The organism is Rhodobacter sp. CZR27 (genome assembly GCF_002407205.1).
Classification (GTDB): Bacteria; Pseudomonadota; Alphaproteobacteria; order Rhodobacterales; family Rhodobacteraceae; genus Cereibacter_A.
Window position 1 is genome coordinate 629,156 of sequence record NZ_CP023548.1, and the last position, 18,429, is coordinate 647,584.

An 18,429-nucleotide genomic window follows, 5' to 3' on the forward strand; every position below is an offset into this window, starting at 1 on the left:
GGTCAGTACTGGCCGACCTTGGTCACCTCGGGCGCGAAGGCCAGGTGGCCGGCGATGGCCTCGAGCCCTTTCTTGGGTGATTCGTAGGACCACGCCGCGTCCTTCAGCGTGCCGTTCGGGCCGACGATCGAGTAATAGCTGGCCTCTCCCTTCAGCGGGCAGGTCGTGGCCTTGTCGCTCTTGTCGAACATGACCATCGCCACATCCTCGCGCGGGAAATAGATCACCGGGTCACGGCTGCCCTCGGTCAGTTCGATGGCGTTCAGCGTCTCGCCGAGGACAGCCGAGTCCGTCCGGATGACCCACTTGCCCTGGGCCTTGCGCAGGTGAATGTGCTCGCTCATCGGAAGTCCCTTACTGTGCTGCAACGCAGAAAGGATGGCGGGCGAGAGCCGGCAGGGCAAGAGGTCAAAGAGGCGCAGCGGCTATCCGAAGCCAGTCGAGCCCCGCGGGCGACAGGCGCGGCCCGATCCTTTCGAGAACTTCGGCATGGTAGGCATCAAGCCAGGCCCGCTCGTCCGGCGACAGGCGGGCGGGCAGGATCAGCCGGCGGTCGAAGGGGGCGAAGGTCAGCGTCTCGAAGCTCAGCTGCTTTCGCATGTCGCCCAGGGCCGGCGCCTCAGTTACGACGATAAGGTTTTCCAGCCGGATGCCGAAGGCGCCCTCGCGGTAATAGCCGGGTTCGTTCGACAGGATCATGCCCGGCTCCAGCGGCACCTCGGAGATCCGGGCGATCCGCTGCGGACCCTCGTGCACCGACAGGAAGGCGCCCACGCCATGACCCGTGCCGTGGTCATAGTCGAGCCCCGCCACCCAGAGATTGAACCGCGCCAGCGCGTCGAGATCGCGGCCGGCGAGGCCCTTCGGCCAGCGCGCCCGGCTGATCGCGATCAGCCCCTGAAGCACGCGGGTGTAGCACTCGCGCGCTTCCTCGCCCGGATCGCCCACGGCAACGGTGCGGGTGATGTCGGTGGTGCCGTCCGGATACTGTGCGCCGGAATCCACCAGCAGCAGCTCGTCCCGCCGCACCGGCCGGTTCGAGCCCTCGGTGACCCGGTAGTGCATGATCGCGCCGTTCGGACCGGCGCCGCAGATCGTGTCGAAGCTGATGTCGTGCAGCGCGTTGGTGGCGCGGCGGAAGCCTTCGAGGGCAGTCACCACGTCGACCTCGGTCAGGCTACCCCTCGGGGCCTCGGCATCGAGCCAGCACAGGAACTCCACCATCGCGGCGCCGTCGCGCAGATGCGCCTCGCGCATCCCGGCGATCTCTGCCGGTGTCTTGCAGGCCTTGGGCAGGCGGCAGGGGTCGTCGCCATCCACCACCTCGATCCCGGCCTCCTGCAGTTCCAGCGTCACGGCCAGCGGCGCGGTCTTGCGGTCCACCTGCACAGGACCGGACAGGGAGCGAAGTCCGGGCACGAAGGCCTGCGGCGGGCGAAGTGTCACGTGATCGCCGAGATGGGCGCGCAGGTCGGCGTCGATCTTCTCCGGCTCGACGTAAAGCGTCACGCGGCCATCGTCATGCAGCACCGCAAAGGCATGCAGGATAGGGTTGCGCGGCACGTCGGCGCCGCGGATGTTCAGCAGCCAGCAGATCGAATCAGGCAGCGTGATCACCGCGGCGCGCCGCCCCGCCTTCGCCAGCGCGGCCGCGAGGCGCAGCCGCTTGGCGGCGCTGCTCTCGCCGGCAAGCTCGTCCGGATGGGCGAAGGCGCGGCCCTTCGGCGGCTCGGGCTGGTCCGTCCAGAGCTGGTCGACGGGATTTCCGACGGGGCGCAGGCTGATGTCGCGTCCGGCAAGCGCGGTCTGCAACCGGGCGATCTCGTCCGCCGTGTGCAGCCAGGGATCGAAGCCGATGATGCCCTGGGAAAGTTTTTCGCCGATCCAGTCGCCGGGCTGCACCTCGGGCCAGGGCACGGGGGTGAAATGCCCAGTGTCCACCTGATGCTTCACCTGCACCCGGTAGCGCCCATCGATGAAGATGCCGGCAACATCCGGCAGCACGATGCAGAACCCGGCCGAGCCGGAAAAGCCGGTCAGCCACTGAAGACGTTCGTCCCGTGCGGCCACGTATTCGCCCTGATGCGCATCGGCGCGCGGGACGAGCAGGCCCGAAAGCCCCTCGGCCCCGAGTGCCGCCCTCAGCGCGGCAAGCCGTGCCGGCCCCTGGGCCGGGGAGGAGGTCGCATGGAACGTCTGGAACATCAGGCCACCTGTCTTGCCCTGCGGATCCGCTTCTTCGGATCGGCGTCGAAGAGACTTGCCAGCTGCTCGGTCATCGCGCCGGCCAGCTGCTCCACGTCGGTGATGGTCACCGCCCGCGCGTAATAGCGCGTCACGTCATGGCCGATGCCGATGGCGATCAGCTCGACCTGGCGCTTGCGCTCCACCATGGCGATCACGTCGCGGAGGTGTTTTTCAAGATAGCTCGCCGGGTTCACCGAAAGGGTGGAATCGTCCACCGGCGCCCCGTCCGAGATCACCATCAGTATCTTGCGCGCCTCGGCCCGGTGGCTCAGCCTGCGGTGGGCCCATTCCAGCGCCTCGCCGTCGATGTTCTCCTTCAGGAGCCCTTCCTTCATCATCAGACCGAGATTCTGCCGCGCGCGCCGCCACGGCGCGTCGGCCCCCTTGTAGATGATGTGGCGCAGGTCGTTCAGCCGGCCTGGCTGCTGCGGACGACCGGCGGCCAGCCACTTCTCGCGGCTTTGACCGCCCTTCCAGGCGCGCGTGGTGAAGCCGAGGATCTCGACCTTCACCTGACAACGCTCCAGCGTCCGCGCGAGCACGTCGGCGCAGATCGCGGCGATGGAGATGGGGCGTCCCCGCATGGAACCCGAATTGTCCAGCAGCAGAGTCACGCAGGTGTCGCGGAACTCGGTGTCCTTCTCGACCTTGAAGGACAGGGGCGTGGTCGGGTTGGCCACGACGCGGGCGAGGCGGCCGGCGTCGAGGATGCCTTCCTCGCGGTCGAACTCCCAACTGCGGTTCTGCTGCGCCTGCAGGCGGCGCTGAAGCTTGTTGGCCAGCCGCGAGACCGCGCCCTTCAGCGGCTCGAGCTGCTGGTCGAGATAGGCGCGCAGCCGTTCGAGCTCGGCCGGCTCGGCCAGATCCTCGGCGCGGATCTCCTCGTCGAAGTCGGTCACGAAGACGGTATAGGCGGGGTCGGCCTCGGAGTAGGGCGCGGGCGGAGGTGGCTCCAGCGGTGCCTCGCCCTCGGGCAGCTCGACCTCCTCGCCCTGATCGGCGTCGGGCTGGTCCTCCATCGAGACCTGGGCCTGGCTCGCGTCCTGCTGCTCTTCCTGGCTGCGCTCCGGCTGGGCGTCGGGGTTGTCCTCGCTCTCCTCCTCGCCCTGGCTCTGGGCCTCGTCCTCGTTCTGCTCGGCCTCCTCGCCGGCATCGTCCTGTTCGTCCACGTCCGGGTCGTCGCCCAGCTGGTCGCCATAGCCGAGGTCCGAGATCACCTTGCGCGCCATCCGTGCGAAGGCGGCCTGATCGGTCAAGACCTCGTCGAGGTTCTGCAGCGCCCCGCCCGCCTGACCTTCGATGAAGCCGCGCCACAGCTCCATGACGTTGTCCGCGCCCTTGGGCAGAGGGCGCCCGGTGGCGAGGTGACGGACCAGATACCCCGCCGCGGTAGCCAGCGGAGCATCCGCGGCCTGCGTGATCTGGGCATAGCCCTTGCGCTCGGCGTCGTGGCCGATCCGCGCATCAATGTTGCCGGCCGTGCCGGGCATGTCCTGCGCGCCCACCGCCTCGCAGCGGGCGGTCTCCATCGCCTCGTAGATCTCGCGCGCAAGCTGCCCGGTGGGGCAGTAGCGGGCAGCCAGCGCATCGTCGTGATGCCTCCGGCGCAGCGCGAAGGCGTCGGCCGTTCCGCGCGCGAGCAAGACCTCGTCCCGCGTCAGCCGCCGGCTGACCTGCGGCAGCCGCATTCCGTCCCTGGTCATGCCCGAAGGATCGACCGAGAAGGTCACCGTCATGTCGGGATCGTCGGCGAGCGTCTTCGTCGCCTCGGCGAGGGCCTTCTTGAACGGATCGGCGGGGTTGTCGCTGGGCTTGGTCATGGCTTCAGATAAAGCACCCACGGGATGCGCGGACAAGGGAAATGCCGAGGGACTGGGTCAGCGAAACACCTTCCAGCGCTCGGCGCGCCGGGTCGCCATGGCAAGACGGTAGCGGTCCATCGCAAGGGCAACCTGGGCCGGGTGTTCCCGTTCCAGGTCGGCGAGTTGGCGCCGGGCCGAGGCTCGCCGCAGCCAGACCGGGACCGAGGCGGCCATGCCGGCCGCCACGGCGGCCATGGCCGCGGCCGCAGGCCCCTTCGCGGCCAGCACCACAAGCCCCGCGCCAAGCGCGAGCGCGGCGACGATCAGCCGGTCGCGCCGTCGGGTCCGGTCGATGATGCCGTGAAGCTCGGCCAGGCGCTCGGCGATGAGGGCCTGCTCCATGTCAGCAGTAGAGCTTGTAGCGCGAGGCGCGTTCCGTCGCCATCACCATGCGGTAACGCTCCATCGCCACCGGGAACACCGCCGGGTGGTCCGCCTCGAGCTGGGCGAGGTCGCGTCCGGCGTGGAGGCGGCGCACGGCCGGGGGCAGGGAGCCAAGCGCGGCCGCGGCGAGGGCGCCGGCCAGTGTCGGCAGCACTCCGCCAAGCGTGAGGAGCGCGATCAGCCCGCCCGCCACCGCCCCGGCTGCGGCCATTGCAATGCCCAGCCGCTTCGCCCGCGCCCGGGTGGCGAGGCAGTCGGCGATGCGTTCGGCGAGGGCGGTCGGGGTCATCTCACTTCATCGCCATCGAGGCGGCGCTTTCCGGCAGTTCCTCGGCAAAGCAGCGCTGGTAGAACTCGGCCACGGTCTGGCGCTCCAGCTCGTCGCACTTGTTGAGGAAGGTGAGGCGGAAGGCATAGCCCACGTTGCGGAAGATCTCGGCGTTCTGCGCCCAGGAGATCACCGTCCGCGGGCTCATCACCGTCGAGAGGTCGCCGTTCATGAAGGCGGTGCGCGTGAGGTCCGCGACGGTGACCATCTGGCTGATCGTCTTGCGGCCCTTGTCGGTGTTGTAGTGCGGGTTCTTCGACAGGACGATCGCCACCTCGGCGTCGTGGGAAAGGTAGTTCAGCGTGGCTACCAGCGACCAGCGGTCCATCTGGCCCTGGTTGATCTGCTGCGTGCCGTGGTAGAGGCCCGTGGTGTCGCCGAGGCCCACCGTGTTCGCCGTGGCGAACAGCCTGAAGCAGGGGTGCGGCGTGATGATCTCGTTCTGGTCGAGCAGCGTGAGCTTGCCGTCCGTCTCGAGCACCCGCTGGATCACGAACATCACGTCGGCGCGGCCGGCGTCGTATTCGTCGAAGACGATGGCGCAGGGATTCCTCAGCGCCCAGGGCAGGATGCCCTCCTGGAAGGTGGTGACCTGCTTGCCGTCCACCAGCTTGATGGCGTCCTTGCCGATCAGGTCGATCCGGCTGACGTGGCTGTCGAGGTTCACCCGCACGCAGGGCCAGTTCAGCCGGCTGGCCACCTGCTCGATATGGGTGGACTTGCCGGTGCCGTGATAGCCCTGGATCATCACGCGGCGGTTGTAGGCAAAGCCCGCAAGGATGGCGAGCGTCGTGTCGGGGTCGAACTTGTAGGTCGGGTCGATGTCCGGGACGCGGTCGCTGCGGTCGGCGAAGCCCTTCACCTTCATGTCGGTGTCGATGCCGAAGACCTCGCGAACGGAAATTTCTTCGGTGGGTCTCACAGTCATGTCCAGCATCCGTCCGCCTTGTTTCCAGATTGGCCGCCCGGAAGCGGCCAATCTTTGATGGAACATATCGTAGGGGCCTGCAAGGGGAAGGGCGTCCGGATCGACGTCCTGCCATGGTCTCGCAGGTTGGCGTGGCAACGGACCGCCGGACCCTGATCGCCCGCCCCGGAGAGTGGGAAGGCGGCAAATCTTGGTGGTTCTTCAGCCGGGGGCGGTGCCGGCCCCGAAGGGGCGGGACGATCCGTCCGGGCTCAATCGCGGAAGTAGCGGCTGTCCTTGATCTGGTCCCAGGCCCAGACGACTTCCTGCAGGCGGTCCTCGTCGGCGCGGTTGCCGCCGTTCATGTCGGGGTGCAGGTCCTTCACCAGGCTCTTGTACTGCTTGCGGATCTCGAGCTTGGTCCAGGTGTCGCGCGCGTCGAGGATCTCCAGCGCCTTGCGCTCGGTTGGGGGCAGCTTGCGCATCGCCGTGCTGGCCGACTTGCCCGGATTCTGCGTCGCCTTCTCGCCCAGGATCTCCATCGGGTCGTTCACGCCCAGCCGCGACCAGACGCGGCCCTCGTCCGGGCGCTTGCCGAAGGGTTGGGTCTCACGCTCCCACAGCCGGTCCTTGTCGAGGATGCGCTTGATCTCGTCCTCGGAGGAGCCCTGGAAGAAGTTCCATTTCAGGTTGTACTCGCGCACGTGGTCCTTGCAGAACCAGAAGAACTCGTCGAGCAGGTCCGGCGATTTCGGCGCGCGATAGACGCCGCCTTCGGCGCAGCCGGGATAGTCGCAGCCCCGCGTTGAGGTCTCGAAGGCGCCCGACATGCCGCGGCGCCCCGTCTTGCGACGCTTCTTGTCCGACGACACGCGGATGTCGAATTCGAAGGGGGGGCGGTTGGTCATCTCTTCTGCCTTTCCGACTCGGAGGCGTGAGTTTAGGGGTTTGTGCGCCGGATTGAAGAGGGGAAGGCACAGGATGGGCGTGGTTGAGGAAATTCGTGATCGGCTCCAGTCGGCCTTCGCTCCGCATGAGCTTGAAGTGGTTGACGAAAGCGAGAAGCATCGCGGCCATGGCGGCTGGCGCGAGGGCGGCGAGACCCACTTCCATGTGAAGATGAGGGCAGGGGCCATGGCCGGCAAGACCCGGCTTGAGCGTCACCGTGCCGTGCACGCCGCGCTCGGGCAGGATCTGGTTGGCCGCATCCACGCGCTGGCGCTGGATCTCGACGGCTGACCCGGCGACGCGGGCCGCAGCGTCTCAGGTGACCGATACCTGCGGCGTGCGTTCGGCCTTCACCTGAAGCCTGCGGTCGTGCAGGACCGGCTCGGTATAGCCCGAGGGCTGCTCGCGTCCCTTGAACACGAGGTCGCAGGCAGCCCGGAAGGCCGCCCCGTCGAAGCCCGGCGCCATGGGCCGGTAGTTCGGATCCTCGGCGTTCTGGCTGTCCACCACGACGGCCATCTTCTCCAGCGCGGCCCTGACCTGCTCTTCCGAAACGACGCCGTGGTGCAGCCAGTTCACCAGCGCCTGAGAGGAGATGCGGCAGGTCGCCCGGTCCTCCATCAGGCCGATGTTGTTGATGTCGGGCACCTTCGAGCAGCCGATGCCCTGATCGACCCAGCGCACGACATAGCCGAGGATGCCATGCGCGTTGTTCTCGATCTCCTGGCGCAGTTCGGCGTCTGACCAGTTCACGCCCTCGGCGACCGGCAGCGTCAGAAGATCGTCCAGCGAGCCGCGCGGCCCCGCCGCCGCGATCTCGGCCTGCCGCGCGGCGACATCGACGCGGTGGTAATGCGTGGCATGCAGGGTGGCAGCGGTGGGCGAGGGGACCCAGGCGCAGTTGGCGCCCGCGCGCGGATGGGCGATCTTGGTCGCGAGCATCTCGGCCATGCGGTCGGGCGCGGCCCACATGCCCTTGCCGATCTGCGCCCGGCCGCGCAGTCCGCAGGCCAGCCCGATGTCCACGTTGCGATCCTCGTAGGAGGCGATCCAGCGCGAGGCCTTCATGTCGCCCTTCTTCACCATCGGCCCGGCTTCCATTCCGGTCACGATCTCGTCGCCCGTCCGGTCGAGGAAGCCCGTGTTGATGAAGGCGACACGATGCTTTGCGGCCCGGATGCACTCCTTGAGGTTCACGCTCGTGCGCCGCTCCTCGTCCATGATGCCGAGCTTGACGGTGTAGGGCGGCAATCCGAAGGCCCGTTCCACGCGAGAGAAGATCTCGTCGGCGAAGGCGACCTCCTCGGGGCCGTGCATCTTCGGCTTCACCACATAGACCGATCCGGTGACCGAGTTCCGGGGTCCCTCTGTCTTGCGCAGGTCATGCATCGCGCAAAGGGTGGTGGCGAAGGCGTCGAGCATGCCCTCGAAGATCTCCTCGCCCTGTTCGTCCAGCACGGCAGGAGTGGTCATCAGGTGGCCCACGTTGCGCACCAGCATCAGCGCGCGGCCCTTGAGCCGCAGCCGCCCGCCCGCCGCAGCGGCAAACTCGAGGTCTGGCGCCAGTTCCCGAACGAACATTCGGCCAGCCTTCGAGATCGCCTCGCGCAGGTCGCCCTTCATCAGGCCGAGCCAGTTGCCATAGGCCAGCGCCTTGTCTTCGCCATCGACGGCCGCAATGGAATCCTCGCAATCCATGATCGCCGACAGCGCCGCCTCCAGCCGGATGTCGGCGATGCCCGCCCGGTCCGTGGCGCCGATCCGGTGCCCGTGGTCGATATCGAGGATAAGGTGCAGCCCGTGGTGCATGAGCACGATGGCCGAGGGCGCCCCGGCCGCGCCGCCATAGCCGACGAACTCTGCCGGGTTCTTCAGCGCCGGAACGAGTGCCCCGTCCTCGACCCGATAGCCGGTCACGGCGGCGTGGCTGCCCTCGGCCAGCGGCACCACCTCGTCAAGGAACTGCCGCCCCCAGGCTATCACTCGCGCGCCGCGCGCGGCGTCGAAGCCTCCGTCGGGCGGCAGATCGCCCAGGGCATCCGTGCCATAGAGCGCATCATAGAGCGATCCCCACCGGGCATTTGCCGCGTTCAGCGCATAACGCGCGTTCATCACCGGCACCACGAGTTGCGGTCCTGCGGTCAACGCGATCTCGGGGTCGACGTTTTCCGTCTCGATCGCGAAATCCGGTCCCTCGGGCAGGAGATAGTCGATCTCGCGCAGGAAGGCCTTGTAATCCTCAAGCAGGCCCGGCTGGCCGCGCCGTTCGCGATGCCATGCATCGATCCGGTCCTGCATCCACGAGCGGCGATCGAGAAGCGCGCGGTTTACCGGCCCGAGGTCGCGCACCATCGCCGCAAGGCCGCCCCAGAAGGCATCCTCCTCGACGCCCGAGCCGGGCAGCGCCTCGCGCGTCAGGAACTCCGCCAGGCGGATGTCGACCTGCAGGCCGTGCTTCTCGATCCGGTCGGTCAAGGGTCTTCTCCCCGCGATGACATTCTGTCGCAGCTTTACGGACAAACGTGCCCGCAAGCAACCAAGGCGGACTGTCGACAAGGCATCCAGGGACCGTTTCAGAGGTCGAGGTGCAGTTGGGCCGGAGAGACCGGGACGCGGCGCCCACGGGCCGGGCGGGCGCCGCGCCAGTCCACCAGATCCGCCGTCCCGGCGGCCCGGCGCATCAGGCGGCGGCGCGCCTCGCGGGCGGTGCTGGCCGGGTCCACCACGGCCTCGGGGTAGCGATGCCCGAGGAGCCGGCGCGCACCGGTCCAGCGCCACGGCTCCTGCAGCAGGGCATCGGGCACATCGGCCAGTTCCGGCAGCCAGCGCCGGGTGAAGCGGCCGTCCGGGTCCAGAATGGCGGCGAGGGCGATGGGATCGGCCGGCCCCCGGCCCGCGGCGCGTTCCATCTGCGCCCAATGCACGGGCGGCGTGAAATCGGTCAGCCGGCAGGCCAGCGCCGCACCTGCCGGCCGCTGCGGCAGGCCCAGATGGTGCAGCGCGACCGAGGCGAGCATTGCCCGCATCCGGGCAGGCAGCCAGCCCGTCGCGTCGAGACAGCGCAAGGCCGCGTCGACGAAGGGCAGCCCGGTCTCGGCGCGCTGGAAGGCCCCCAGATGCGCGGCGTCGGCGCCGGTATCGGACGGCGCGGCACCCTCCGCCGTCTGGGCAAGCGCGGTTCGGAACGCCGCAAGGCTCCGCGTCCAGCCGGGGCCCGGCCGCTCGGCCAGCCGCCGGGCGAGCGCCTCGGCCACCTCGGCCCGCGACAGGCTTCCGGCGGCGAGATGGGGCGACAGACGCGACGAAAGGCGCTCGGCCAGCAGCGGCCGGTCGCGCGCCTCGCGATAGGCTTCCCCACGCCGCTCGAGAAAGCCCTGCAACAACAGAAGCCCCTGTTCCCGCCCGCCGGGCTGGCGGTGCGGGCAACGGTCCTCGGCCAGCCGCAGGGCGCGGGGCGGCGGGATCGGTCCCGGCTCCACCGCCGGAACCGGGCTGAGGGCGGCCGGGGCACCCGGACCCTGCGGGACGACCGCCAGTTCGACGCCAGCCGTTGCCGCCCAACCGGCGACGCGCCGATCGGTGGCCCGGCTGGCCGCATCCTCGAGGCAGAGGATGCGCCTGATTCGGTGCAGCCGGCAGAGGGTGTCGAGCACGGCCACCGGATCGCCCACCCGCACCGCCAGCGGTGCGCCGAGCCGGGCCAGCGTCTCCCGCAACTCGACGAGACATTCGGCGCGGAACATCCACTGCCGCGCCGAGCGCGCGGAATCGGCCCAGTCCTCCGGATCGATGATGTGCAGCGGCAAGACCCGGGCCTCGGCCGCAAGGGCAAGCGCGGGATGATCGGTCACCCGCAGGTCGTTCCGGAACCAGACGAGAACATTCATGGAACATGGCTTACCGCAACGCGGCGAAAGAGCAAGGGGCCGCACCGGCGGGGCCGTCAAACTTCTGAATCGAACGCCGCGGATGATGCCCGGGACCACCTTCCGGCGATGCCGCCCTTGCGCGCGCCGCTTCGCCGACTAGGCTTGAAGGTCAAGGAGAAGATCATGACCGACATGCCGATCCGCCTCGCCGACTACCTTCCTCCCGGCCACCTCGTCGAAACCGTCTCGCTGACCTTCCGCCTCGCGCCGGGTGCGACGCGGGTGCTGTCCGAGATCCGGTTCACGCCGAACCCGGCCCGCCCTGGGCGGCATGACCTGAGGCTGGATGGCGAGAAGATCCGGCTGATCGCGGCGGCGGTGGATGGCGTGCCGATCGCCACCGAACCCGACGCGACCGGGCTGACCCTGCCGCAGTCAAGCCTGCCCGACGGACCCTTCACCTTCACCGCCGAGGTCGAGATCGACCCCGCCGCCAACACCGCGCTGGAAGGGCTCTACATGTCGAACGGCATGTATTGCACCCAGTGCGAGGCCGAGGGGTTCCGCAGGATCACCTTCTACCCCGACCGCCCCGATGTGATGGCGCCCTTCCGCGTGCGGATCGAAAGCGACCTGCCGGTGCTTCTGTCGAACGGCAACGAGGTGGCGAACGGGCCCGGCTGGGCGGAATGGCACGATCCATGGCCGAAGCCCGCCTATCTCTTCGCGCTGGTGGCCGGCGATCTGGTCGCCCACAGCGCGGGCTTCACCACCATGTCGGGCCGCGACGTCGCGCTGAACATCTGGGTCCGCCCCGGCGACGAGGCGCGCTGCGGCTATGCGATGGACAGCCTGATCCGCGCGATGAAGTGGGACGAGGAGGTCTATGGCCGGGAATACGACCTCGACATCTTCAACATCGTGGCCGTGGACGATTTCAACATGGGCGCGATGGAGAACAAGGGCCTGAACATCTTCAACTCGAAGTATGTGCTGGCCCTTCCCGAGACCGCGACCGACGACGACTTCGCCCGGATCGAGGCGATCATCGCGCATGAGTACTTCCACAACTGGACCGGCAACCGGATCACCTGCCGCGACTGGTTCCAGCTCTGCCTGAAGGAAGGGCTGACGGTCTTCCGCGACCAACAGTTCAGCGCGGACATGCGCTCGGCCGCGGTGAAGCGGATCGAGGATGTGCTGACGCTGCGCGCGCGGCAGTTCCGCGAGGACGACGGGCCGCTCGCCCATCCCGTCCGCCCCGAGGAATACATCGAGATCAACAACTTCTACACCGCGACGGTCTACGAGAAGGGCGCCGAGGTGATCGGGATGCTGAAGCGTCTCGTGGGCGACGAGGGCTATTCCCGCGCGCTCGATCTCTATTTCCGGCGCCACGACGGGCAGGCGGCGACCATCGAGGACTGGCTCAAGGTCTTCGAGGATGCCACGGGGCGCGACCTCTCGCAGTTCAAGCGCTGGTATTCCGAGGCGGGGACGCCCCGACTGAAGGTCGCCGAACATTACGAGGCCGGCCGCTATACGCTCGACTTCGAGCAGGTGAACCCGCCGACGCCCGACCAGCCGGTGAAGCGTCCCAAGGTCATCCCGATCGCGGTCGGCCTGCTGAACCCCAACGGCGACGAGGTGCTGCCGACCACGGTGCTCGAGATGACCGAGGCGCGGCAGAGCTTCAGCTTCGGCGGTCTGGCCAGCCGGCCCGTTCCCTCGATCCTGCGCGGCTTCTCGGCGCCGGTGGTGCTGGAACGCGACACCTCGCCCGAGGAACGCGCCTTCCTGCTCGCCCACGACACGGACCCGTTCAACAAGTGGGAGGCGGGGCGTGCGCTCGCCAAGGACGTGCTGGCGCGGATGGTGACGGATGGGGCGCAGCCGGGGCCGGACTGGCTCGACGCGCTGGCCCGGGTGGCGGTGGACGAGACGCTGGACCCCGCCTTCCGGGCGCTGGCGCTGCGGCTGCCGGGCGAGGACGACATGGCGCAGACGCTCCATGCCTCGGGCCATGTTCCCGACCCCGCGCGCATCCATGCCGTGCGGAACCGGATGGCCGAGGCGCTGGCCGAGCGGCTGGAGCCGGAGCTTGGCGGGCTGATCGACCGTCTGGCCGAGCCCGGCCCCTTCACGCCGGAGGCGCGGGCCGCCGGTCGCCGGGCGCTGCGCCTTGCCGCGCTGGGCCTGCTGTCGCGGCGCGACGGCGGCGCGCGGGCCGAGGCCGCCTTCCGCTCGGCCAACAACATGACCGAGGAGGTCGGCGCGCTCGCCTGCCTGCTCGAGATCGGACGCGGGCAGGAGGAGCTGGGCCTTTTCGAGACGCGCTGGAGCCGCGACCGGCTGGTGATGGACAAGTGGTTCTCGCTGCAGATCCTGCATGCCGCGCCGGCCGAGACCGCGGCGACCGTCGAGCGGCTGACCCGGCATGCGGCCTTCGACTGGAAGAACCCCAACCGCTTCCGCGCGGTGATCGGCGCGCTTTCGGCCAACCACGCCGGCTTCCACCATGCCTCGGGCGACAGCTACCGGCTCTTGGCCGACTGGCTGATCCGGCTCGATCCGCTGAACCCGCAGACGGCCGCCCGCATGTCCACCGCCTTCGAGACGCTCGCCCGCTATGACGCCGACCGTCAGGCGCTGATGGCGGCCGAGCTTGACCGCATCCTTGCCGCGCCCGGTCTCAGCCGCGATCTGGCCGAGATGGCGGCGCGGATGCGGCGCGGCTGAGGGGGGACGCGGAACCTTGATCGTGCCGAAGCGTTCTGACCGGCGGATGACTGCCGAGACGGAAGGTGGACGGGTGGCAGGGCTTGCCCGGCGCAGAAACCCGGCCTCATGTCGTGCGAGAGCTGGAAGACCATGGTGTCGCTCATGATGCAGTCCCGAATCGATCCCCTCATCGAGGAACGCGCGCCGTGGCTGTTTTCCGGCCGCCCGCATCACGAGCTTGCACGGCGGATGCTGACCCGCGTGCTGGGCTACAACCGCACCGTGGCGCTGGGCGAGCGGCTGAAGGACCACCCCACGCCCGATATCATGCGCATGGTGGGCGACCTGATCGCCCGCGATGTCGAGGTGTCGGGGCTCGAGAACCTGCCGCGGAACGGTCCGGCGCTGGTGGTCTGCAACCACCCCACCGGCATCGCCGACGGGATCATGCTGCACCGGGCGCTGGCGCCCCTGCGGCCCGACCTCTTCTTCTACGCCAACCGCGACATCCTGCGCGTGCTGCCGCAGATGGAGGACCTGATCTGCCCGGTCGAGTGGCGGCCCGAGAAGCGCAGCCACCAGAAGACGCGCGAGACGATGGACTATACCCGCCGCGCCATCGACGCAGGCCGGCTCGGCGTGATCTTCCCCTCGGGACGGCTGGCGAAGCGGACGGGGCTGAAGCTGATGGAGCGGCCGTGGATGGCCTCGGCCGCGATGATCGCGCGCAAGTTCGACCTCGAGGTGGTGCCGGTGAACATCCGGGCGCGCAACTCGACGCTGTTCTACCTGTTCGACCTGATCCACCCCACCTTGCGCGACATCACCCTGTTCCACGAGGTGCTGAACAAGCACCGCCAGCCGTTCCGCATCACCATGGGCCGGCCGATCCCGCCCGAGCGCCTGCCGGCCAGATCCGAGGAGGGGATCGAGATGCTGCGCGAGGCGACGCTGGCACTGGGCGGCCAGCATTCGCCGGCGGTGAGCATCGTGCAGATGACGAGCCTGCGTGGCGCGCTGCGCTACGCCCGCGGCTAGAAAGGGCCCGGCAGCTCCCCTTTGGGTGCGACTCGCGGAGGCAGGCGGGATCAGCCGCGCGCCGCTCTTGCGTGGCGCGCGTGGATCGCGTTCAACTCGCCCCATGACCGGACCCCGCTACACCCCGCTTGTCCAACGCCTGCCCGCCACCGTCCCCTTCGTCGGACCCGAGACGCAGGAGCGGGCGCGGGGCAGGGCGTTCCGTGCCCGGCTGGGCGCGAACGAAAGCCTCTTCGGCCCTTCGCCGAGGGCGGTCGCCGCGATGACGCTCGCCGCCTCCGAGGTCTGGATGTATGGCGATCCCGAGATCCACGATCTGCGCGCGGCCATCGCCGCCCGGCACCGCGTCGCACAGGCCAATGTGACGGTGGGCGAGGGGATCGACGGCCTGCTCGGCTCGCTCGTGCGGCTGCTGGTGGCCGAGGGCGACCCGGTGGTGACCTCCGAGGGCGCCTATCCGACCTTCGCCTTTCATGTCGAGGGCTTCGGCGGACGGCTCCACAAGGTGCCCTATCGCGGGGATCACGAGGATCCCGAGGCGCTGGTCGCCGCCGCGCGCGAGGTCGGCGCGAAGCTGGTCTATCTTGCCAATCCCGACAATCCGATGGGGTCCCACCATCCGGCCGCAGTCATCCGCGCGATGATCGACGCCCTGCCCGAGGGCACGCTGCTGGCGCTGGACGAAGCCTATGTGGAACTTGCGCCCGAAGGGACGGCGCCGCAGATCGACCCCGAGGATCCCCGCGTGATCCGCTTCCGCACCTTCTCGAAAGGCTACGGCATGGCGGGGCTGCGCGTGGGCTACGCCATCGGCGCGGCCTCGCTGGTGGCGGCCTTCGACAAGGTGCGCAACCACTTCGGCGTCGGTCGCATCGCGCAGGCCGGCGCGCTGGCCGCCCTGCTGGACGAGGCCTGGCTTGAACAGGTTCGCGTCGAGGTTGCCCTGTCGCGGGACGAGCTTTCGCGGATCGCCCGGACCTGCGGACTTCGTCCCCTGCCGTCGGCCACCAATTTCGTCACGATCGACTGCGGCCGCGACGGCGCCCATGCGCGCGAGGTGCTGAAAGCGCTGATCGCGCGCGACATCTTCGTTCGCATGCCGTTCGTTGCGCCGCACGACCGCTGCATCCGCGTCAGCTGCGGGCGCGCCGAGGAGATGGCCGCCTTCGAGGCGGCCCTGCCCGAGGCTCTGGCGGCGGTGCGCGCCTAGCCTGCCCGGCTCCCGGGCGTCGCGCGGCTGGGCTGTCGGCCGCTCAGCCGGGGCGAGGGGGCTCACTCGGCCGCGAGGCCGCCCCGTGCCGGACCGATCGCCGGTGCCTGTCCCTCCGGCGCCCGCACGGGCGGCGCACGCAGGCCGGCCTCGGCCTCCACCCGACGGGCCGAAAGGCTCGCCGCCAGTTCCGAAGGCTCGGGCGGCCGCTCGGGGCGGAAGAAGGCCGGGAGGTCCGGGGGAAGTCTCTCGGGTCCGGCTTCCGTGGACTCGACCCGGCGGAAGATCAGCAGGTTCTGGAAGGTGGTGGTCTTCCCGGTGAAGCCCACCCGCTCCTCGCAGGGCAGGGTCTCGGCGCGCAGATATTCCCAGCCATCTCGGCCGAGATCATTCATCAACTGGGTAAGCGACAGGGCGAAACGGTCGGTGGGGGTCCTTGCCCCCTTCACCTTCTCGCCCTTCCGCGGGGCAGGAACGACCTTGTATTCGAATCGGGGCATGACCTGAAATTCTCGCTGACTGTATCGCGAGTCTAGGGCAGATCCGCCTGTCGCCAAGGGGGAACAGCCCGCGCGGCGCCGCGCGGGCGGGGGCTTGCCGAGACTTAAAGCCCCAGCTTCTGCGCCACGATCTGGTTCACGGCGGCCGGGTTGGCCTTGCCGCCGGTGGCCTTGATCACCTGCCCCACGAACCAACCTGCCAGCTTCGGGTTCGCCTTGGCCTTCTCGACCTGAGCGGGATTGGCCGCGATGATCTCGTCCACCGCGGTCTCGATGGCGCCGGTGTCGGTCACCTGCTTCATGCCGCGCGCGGCCGCCACCTCGGCGGGGTCGCCGCCCTCGGTCCAGAGGATCTCGAACAGGTCCTTGGCCATCTTGCCCGAGATCTCGCCCGAGCCGATGAGGTCGAGAACCCCCCCCAGCTGAGCGGCCGTCACGGGTGTCTCGGCGATGGTCAGGCCCTGCTTGTTCAGCCGGCCGAACAGCTCGTTGATGACCCAGTTCGCCGCCTGCTTGCCGTCCCGCCCCTTCGCCACCGATTCGAAGAACATGGCCGATTCGAGGTCGGCCGTCAGCACGTTGGCATCGTAGTCGGTCACGCCGTAGTCCGCCATGAAGCGGGCCTTCTTGGCGTCCGGCAACTCGGGCATCGAGGCGGCGATATCGTCCACCCACGCCTGCTCGATCTCCAGCGGCAGCAGGTCCGGATCGGGGAAGTAGCGGTAGTCGTGCGCCTCCTCCTTCGACCGCATCGAGCGCGTCTCGCCCTTGTCGGGATCGTAGAGGCGCGTTTCCTGCACCACCTTGCCGCCATCCTCGAGGATCGCGATCTGGCGCCGCGCCTCGTAGTCGATGGCCTGCTGGATGAAGCGCATCGAGTTCATGTTCTTGATCTCGCAGCGGGTTCCCAGATGCGAGAAGTCCTGCGTCGCCTGATAGCGCTCGTAGTCGCCGGGCCGGCAGACCGAGACGTTCACGTCCGCCCGCAGGTTGCCGTTCTGCATGTTGCCGTCGCAGGTGCCGAGGTAGCGCAGGATCTGGCGCAGCTTCGCCACATAGGCCGCCGCTTCCTCGGGGCCGCGGATGTCGGGGCGGCTGACGATCTCCATCAGCGCGACGCCCGTGCGGTTGAAGTCCACGAAGGAGAGATTCGGGTCCATGTCGTGAATCGACTTGCCCGCGTCCTGCTCGAGGTGGATTCGCTCGATCCGCACGAGGCGCGCGACGCCCGGGCCCATCTCGACCAGCACTTCGCCCTCGCCCACGATGGGGTGGTAGAGCTGGCTGATCTGGTAGCCCTGCGGCAGGTCCGGATAGAAGTAGTTCTTGCGGTCGAACGCCGAGACCAGATTGATCTGCGCCTTCAGCCCCAGCCCGGTGCGAACCGCCTGCGCGACGCAGAATTCGTTGATCACCGGCAACATCCCCGGCATCGCGCAATCCACGAAGGACACATTGGAATTCGGCTCGGCGCCGAAGGTCGTCGAGGCGCCCGAGAACAGCTTGGCGTTCGAGGAGACCTGAGCATGGATCTCCATGCCGATCACCAGTTCCCAGTCGTGTTTCGCCCCCGCGATGACCTTGGGCTTGGGCGATTCATAGGTCAGGTCGAGCATGGAATGGTCCCTCCGGTCGCGGCCCCGTTCTAGGCGGGGAACCGCCAGAGGGCAAGTCCGCCCCGGGCGGAGTCTCGCCGACATCCCCAAGGGTGGGTTGCCAGTATCCGCCGGCGCCGGGCAGAACCTGCAGGCCGCGACAGGACGCGGCGCCGCTTGAGGTTGTCCCATGAAGTTCCGCACCGTCCTGCTCGGCCTCATGCTCGCCCTGCCCATTTCCTGCGGCGAAGCCCAACCGACTCCCGAGACCCTGCCCGTCATGCGGTGGGATCACCGGCCGGAAGCCGAAATCTGGACCCAGCGGACCCTTCTGGCCGTGGAGCAGCGCGACGACTACCTGACCGATATCGTTCCGCGCGACATCGCGACCTGGTGCCCGGGCTATCCCGACGCCACCCCGGACGAGCGGCGCGCCTTCTGGAGCGGGATCCTGTCGGCGCTCGCCAAGCACGAGAGCACGTGGAACCCGAAGGCCTCGGGCGGCGGCGGGCGCTGGATCGGCCTGACCCAGATCGCACCGCAGACCGCGCGGGCGCATGGCTGCGCGGCGCGCAGCGCGGGCGAGCTGAAGGACGGCGCGATGAACCTGTCCTGTGCCGTCCGGATCGCCGCGAAACAGGTCGGCCGCGACGGCATGGTGGCCGGAAACGGGCGGCTGGGCCTCGGCCGCGACTGGGCGCCGTTCCGCAGCGCCTCGAAGCGGGCCGACATGGCCGCCTGGACGCGCGCCCAACCCTATTGCCAGCTGAAGAGTTGATCCGTCCCCCGCCGGAAGGGCTTTCCGGCGGCTGAACCTGTT

Annotated in this window: 16 protein-coding genes; 5 read left to right on the plus strand and 11 right to left on the minus strand. The window is 69.0% G+C overall.

Annotated features, from left to right (window positions below; genetic code table 11):
• Positions 1 to 2: 2 nt before the first annotated feature.
• From CK951_RS03280 to CK951_RS03310, 7 genes are all read right to left on the minus strand, one after another.
• Entirely contained in the window at positions 3 to 344 is a 342-nt protein-coding gene (locus CK951_RS03280; RefSeq protein WP_096784797.1) for a DUF427 domain-containing protein, read from the minus strand.
• Positions 345 to 408: 64 nt separating this feature from the next.
• The gene (locus CK951_RS03285) at positions 409 to 2,205 is read right to left on the minus strand and encodes an aminopeptidase P family protein (protein ID WP_096784798.1); all 1,797 of its coding nucleotides are present in this window, start codon (positions 2,203 to 2,205) and stop codon (positions 409 to 411) included.
• Positions 2,205 to 4,067 (minus strand): cobaltochelatase subunit CobT, encoded by a 1,863-nt coding sequence (cobT, locus tag CK951_RS03290; RefSeq protein ID WP_096784799.1) that lies wholly within the window; start codon positions 4,065 to 4,067, stop codon positions 2,205 to 2,207. Before cobT ends, CK951_RS03285 begins: the two co-directional genes overlap by 1 nt.
• Positions 4,068 to 4,124: 57 nt before the next feature.
• Positions 4,125 to 4,451 (minus strand): hypothetical protein, encoded by a 327-nt coding sequence (locus tag CK951_RS03295; protein WP_096784800.1) that lies wholly within the window; start codon positions 4,449 to 4,451, stop codon positions 4,125 to 4,127.
• A gap of 1 nt (position 4,452) precedes the next feature.
• Positions 4,453 to 4,782 carry a hypothetical protein gene (locus CK951_RS03300; protein WP_096784801.1) on the minus strand — a complete coding sequence of 110 codons (330 nt, stop codon included), beginning with the start codon at positions 4,780 to 4,782 and terminating at the stop codon, positions 4,453 to 4,455.
• A gap of 1 nt (position 4,783) precedes the next feature.
• Positions 4,784 to 5,758, minus strand: a complete 975-nt coding sequence (gene cobS, locus CK951_RS03305) for a cobaltochelatase subunit CobS (protein ID WP_198402392.1) — start codon at positions 5,756 to 5,758, stop codon at positions 4,784 to 4,786.
• Between the two features lie 242 nt (positions 5,759 to 6,000).
• Complete coding sequence (locus CK951_RS03310) at positions 6,001 to 6,636, minus strand: J domain-containing protein (protein ID WP_096784803.1); 636 nt, start codon at positions 6,634 to 6,636, stop codon at positions 6,001 to 6,003.
• Between the two features lie 73 nt (positions 6,637 to 6,709).
• Between CK951_RS03310 and CK951_RS03315 the strand changes: the two genes are divergently transcribed.
• Entirely contained in the window at positions 6,710 to 6,967 is a 258-nt protein-coding gene (locus CK951_RS03315) for a BolA family transcriptional regulator (RefSeq protein ID WP_096784804.1), read from the plus strand.
• A gap of 24 nt (positions 6,968 to 6,991) precedes the next feature.
• On the opposite strand, the gene CK951_RS03320 is transcribed toward CK951_RS03315, so the two are convergent.
• Both CK951_RS03320 and CK951_RS03325 read right to left on the minus strand, forming a co-directional pair.
• Complete coding sequence (locus CK951_RS03320; RefSeq protein ID WP_096784805.1) at positions 6,992 to 9,151, minus strand: malate synthase G; 2,160 nt, start codon at positions 9,149 to 9,151, stop codon at positions 6,992 to 6,994.
• Positions 9,152 to 9,249: 98 nt separating this feature from the next.
• Positions 9,250 to 10,563: an FAD-binding domain-containing protein gene (locus tag CK951_RS03325; protein ID WP_096784806.1), complete on the minus strand. Its 1,314-nt coding sequence runs from the start codon at positions 10,561 to 10,563 to the stop codon at positions 9,250 to 9,252.
• 165 nt (positions 10,564 to 10,728) lie between these two features.
• Here CK951_RS03325 and pepN point away from each other — a divergent pair, with 165 nt between their 5' ends.
• From pepN to CK951_RS03340, 3 genes are all read left to right on the plus strand, one after another.
• Positions 10,729 to 13,284 (plus strand): aminopeptidase N, encoded by a 2,556-nt coding sequence (gene pepN / locus CK951_RS03330; RefSeq protein ID WP_096787143.1) that lies wholly within the window; start codon positions 10,729 to 10,731, stop codon positions 13,282 to 13,284.
• Positions 13,285 to 13,392: 108 nt separating this feature from the next.
• Positions 13,393 to 14,304: a lysophospholipid acyltransferase family protein gene (locus tag CK951_RS03335; RefSeq protein WP_198402393.1), complete on the plus strand. Its 912-nt coding sequence runs from the start codon at positions 13,393 to 13,395 to the stop codon at positions 14,302 to 14,304.
• A 103-nt stretch (positions 14,305 to 14,407) separates the two neighbouring features.
• Positions 14,408 to 15,514, plus strand: coding sequence for a pyridoxal phosphate-dependent aminotransferase (locus tag CK951_RS03340; RefSeq protein WP_096784807.1), 1,107 nt, complete (start codon positions 14,408 to 14,410; stop codon positions 15,512 to 15,514).
• A 62-nt stretch (positions 15,515 to 15,576) separates the two neighbouring features.
• Here CK951_RS03340 and CK951_RS03345 read toward each other — a convergent pair whose 3' ends face one another.
• Both CK951_RS03345 and gatB read right to left on the minus strand, forming a co-directional pair.
• The gene (locus CK951_RS03345; protein ID WP_096784808.1) at positions 15,577 to 16,014 is read right to left on the minus strand and encodes a DUF4177 domain-containing protein; all 438 of its coding nucleotides are present in this window, start codon (positions 16,012 to 16,014) and stop codon (positions 15,577 to 15,579) included.
• Between the two features lie 104 nt (positions 16,015 to 16,118).
• Positions 16,119 to 17,630, minus strand: a complete 1,512-nt coding sequence (gene gatB, locus CK951_RS03350; RefSeq protein ID WP_096784809.1) for an Asp-tRNA(Asn)/Glu-tRNA(Gln) amidotransferase subunit GatB — start codon at positions 17,628 to 17,630, stop codon at positions 16,119 to 16,121.
• Between the two features lie 169 nt (positions 17,631 to 17,799).
• Here gatB and CK951_RS03355 point away from each other — a divergent pair, with 169 nt between their 5' ends.
• Positions 17,800 to 18,387, plus strand: a complete 588-nt coding sequence (locus CK951_RS03355) for a transglycosylase SLT domain-containing protein (RefSeq protein ID WP_096784810.1) — start codon at positions 17,800 to 17,802, stop codon at positions 18,385 to 18,387.
• Positions 18,388 to 18,429: the final 42 nt, after the last annotated feature.

Excerpts from the sequence above, each read along its gene's own strand:
- CK951_RS03340 (WP_096784807.1), top strand. The coding sequence starts at position 14,408 with ATGACCGGACCCCGCTACACCCCGCTTGTCCAACGCCTGCCCGCCACC.
- cobS (WP_198402392.1), bottom strand. The coding sequence starts at position 5,758 with ATGCTGGACATGACTGTGAGACCCACCGAAGAAATTTCCGTTCGCGAG.
- CK951_RS03300 (WP_096784801.1), bottom strand. The coding sequence starts at position 4,782 with ATGACCCCGACCGCCCTCGCCGAACGCATCGCCGACTGCCTCGCCACC.
- cobT (WP_096784799.1), bottom strand. The coding sequence starts at position 4,067 with ATGACCAAGCCCAGCGACAACCCCGCCGATCCGTTCAAGAAGGCCCTC.
- CK951_RS03345 (WP_096784808.1), bottom strand. The coding sequence starts at position 16,014 with ATGCCCCGATTCGAATACAAGGTCGTTCCTGCCCCGCGGAAGGGCGAG.
- pepN (WP_096787143.1), top strand. The coding sequence starts at position 10,729 with ATGACCGACATGCCGATCCGCCTCGCCGACTACCTTCCTCCCGGCCAC.
- CK951_RS03280 (WP_096784797.1), bottom strand. The coding sequence starts at position 344 with ATGAGCGAGCACATTCACCTGCGCAAGGCCCAGGGCAAGTGGGTCATC.
- CK951_RS03325 (WP_096784806.1), bottom strand. The coding sequence starts at position 10,563 with ATGAATGTTCTCGTCTGGTTCCGGAACGACCTGCGGGTGACCGATCAT.
- CK951_RS03355 (WP_096784810.1), top strand. The coding sequence starts at position 17,800 with ATGAAGTTCCGCACCGTCCTGCTCGGCCTCATGCTCGCCCTGCCCATT.
- CK951_RS03285 (WP_096784798.1), bottom strand. The coding sequence starts at position 2,205 with ATGTTCCAGACGTTCCATGCGACCTCCTCCCCGGCCCAGGGGCCGGCA.
- gatB (WP_096784809.1), bottom strand. The coding sequence starts at position 17,630 with ATGCTCGACCTGACCTATGAATCGCCCAAGCCCAAGGTCATCGCGGGG.
- CK951_RS03315 (WP_096784804.1), top strand. The coding sequence starts at position 6,710 with ATGGGCGTGGTTGAGGAAATTCGTGATCGGCTCCAGTCGGCCTTCGCT.
- CK951_RS03310 (WP_096784803.1), bottom strand. The coding sequence starts at position 6,636 with ATGACCAACCGCCCCCCCTTCGAATTCGACATCCGCGTGTCGTCGGAC.
- CK951_RS03335 (WP_198402393.1), top strand. The coding sequence starts at position 13,393 with ATGTCGTGCGAGAGCTGGAAGACCATGGTGTCGCTCATGATGCAGTCC.
- CK951_RS03295 (WP_096784800.1), bottom strand. The coding sequence starts at position 4,451 with ATGGAGCAGGCCCTCATCGCCGAGCGCCTGGCCGAGCTTCACGGCATC.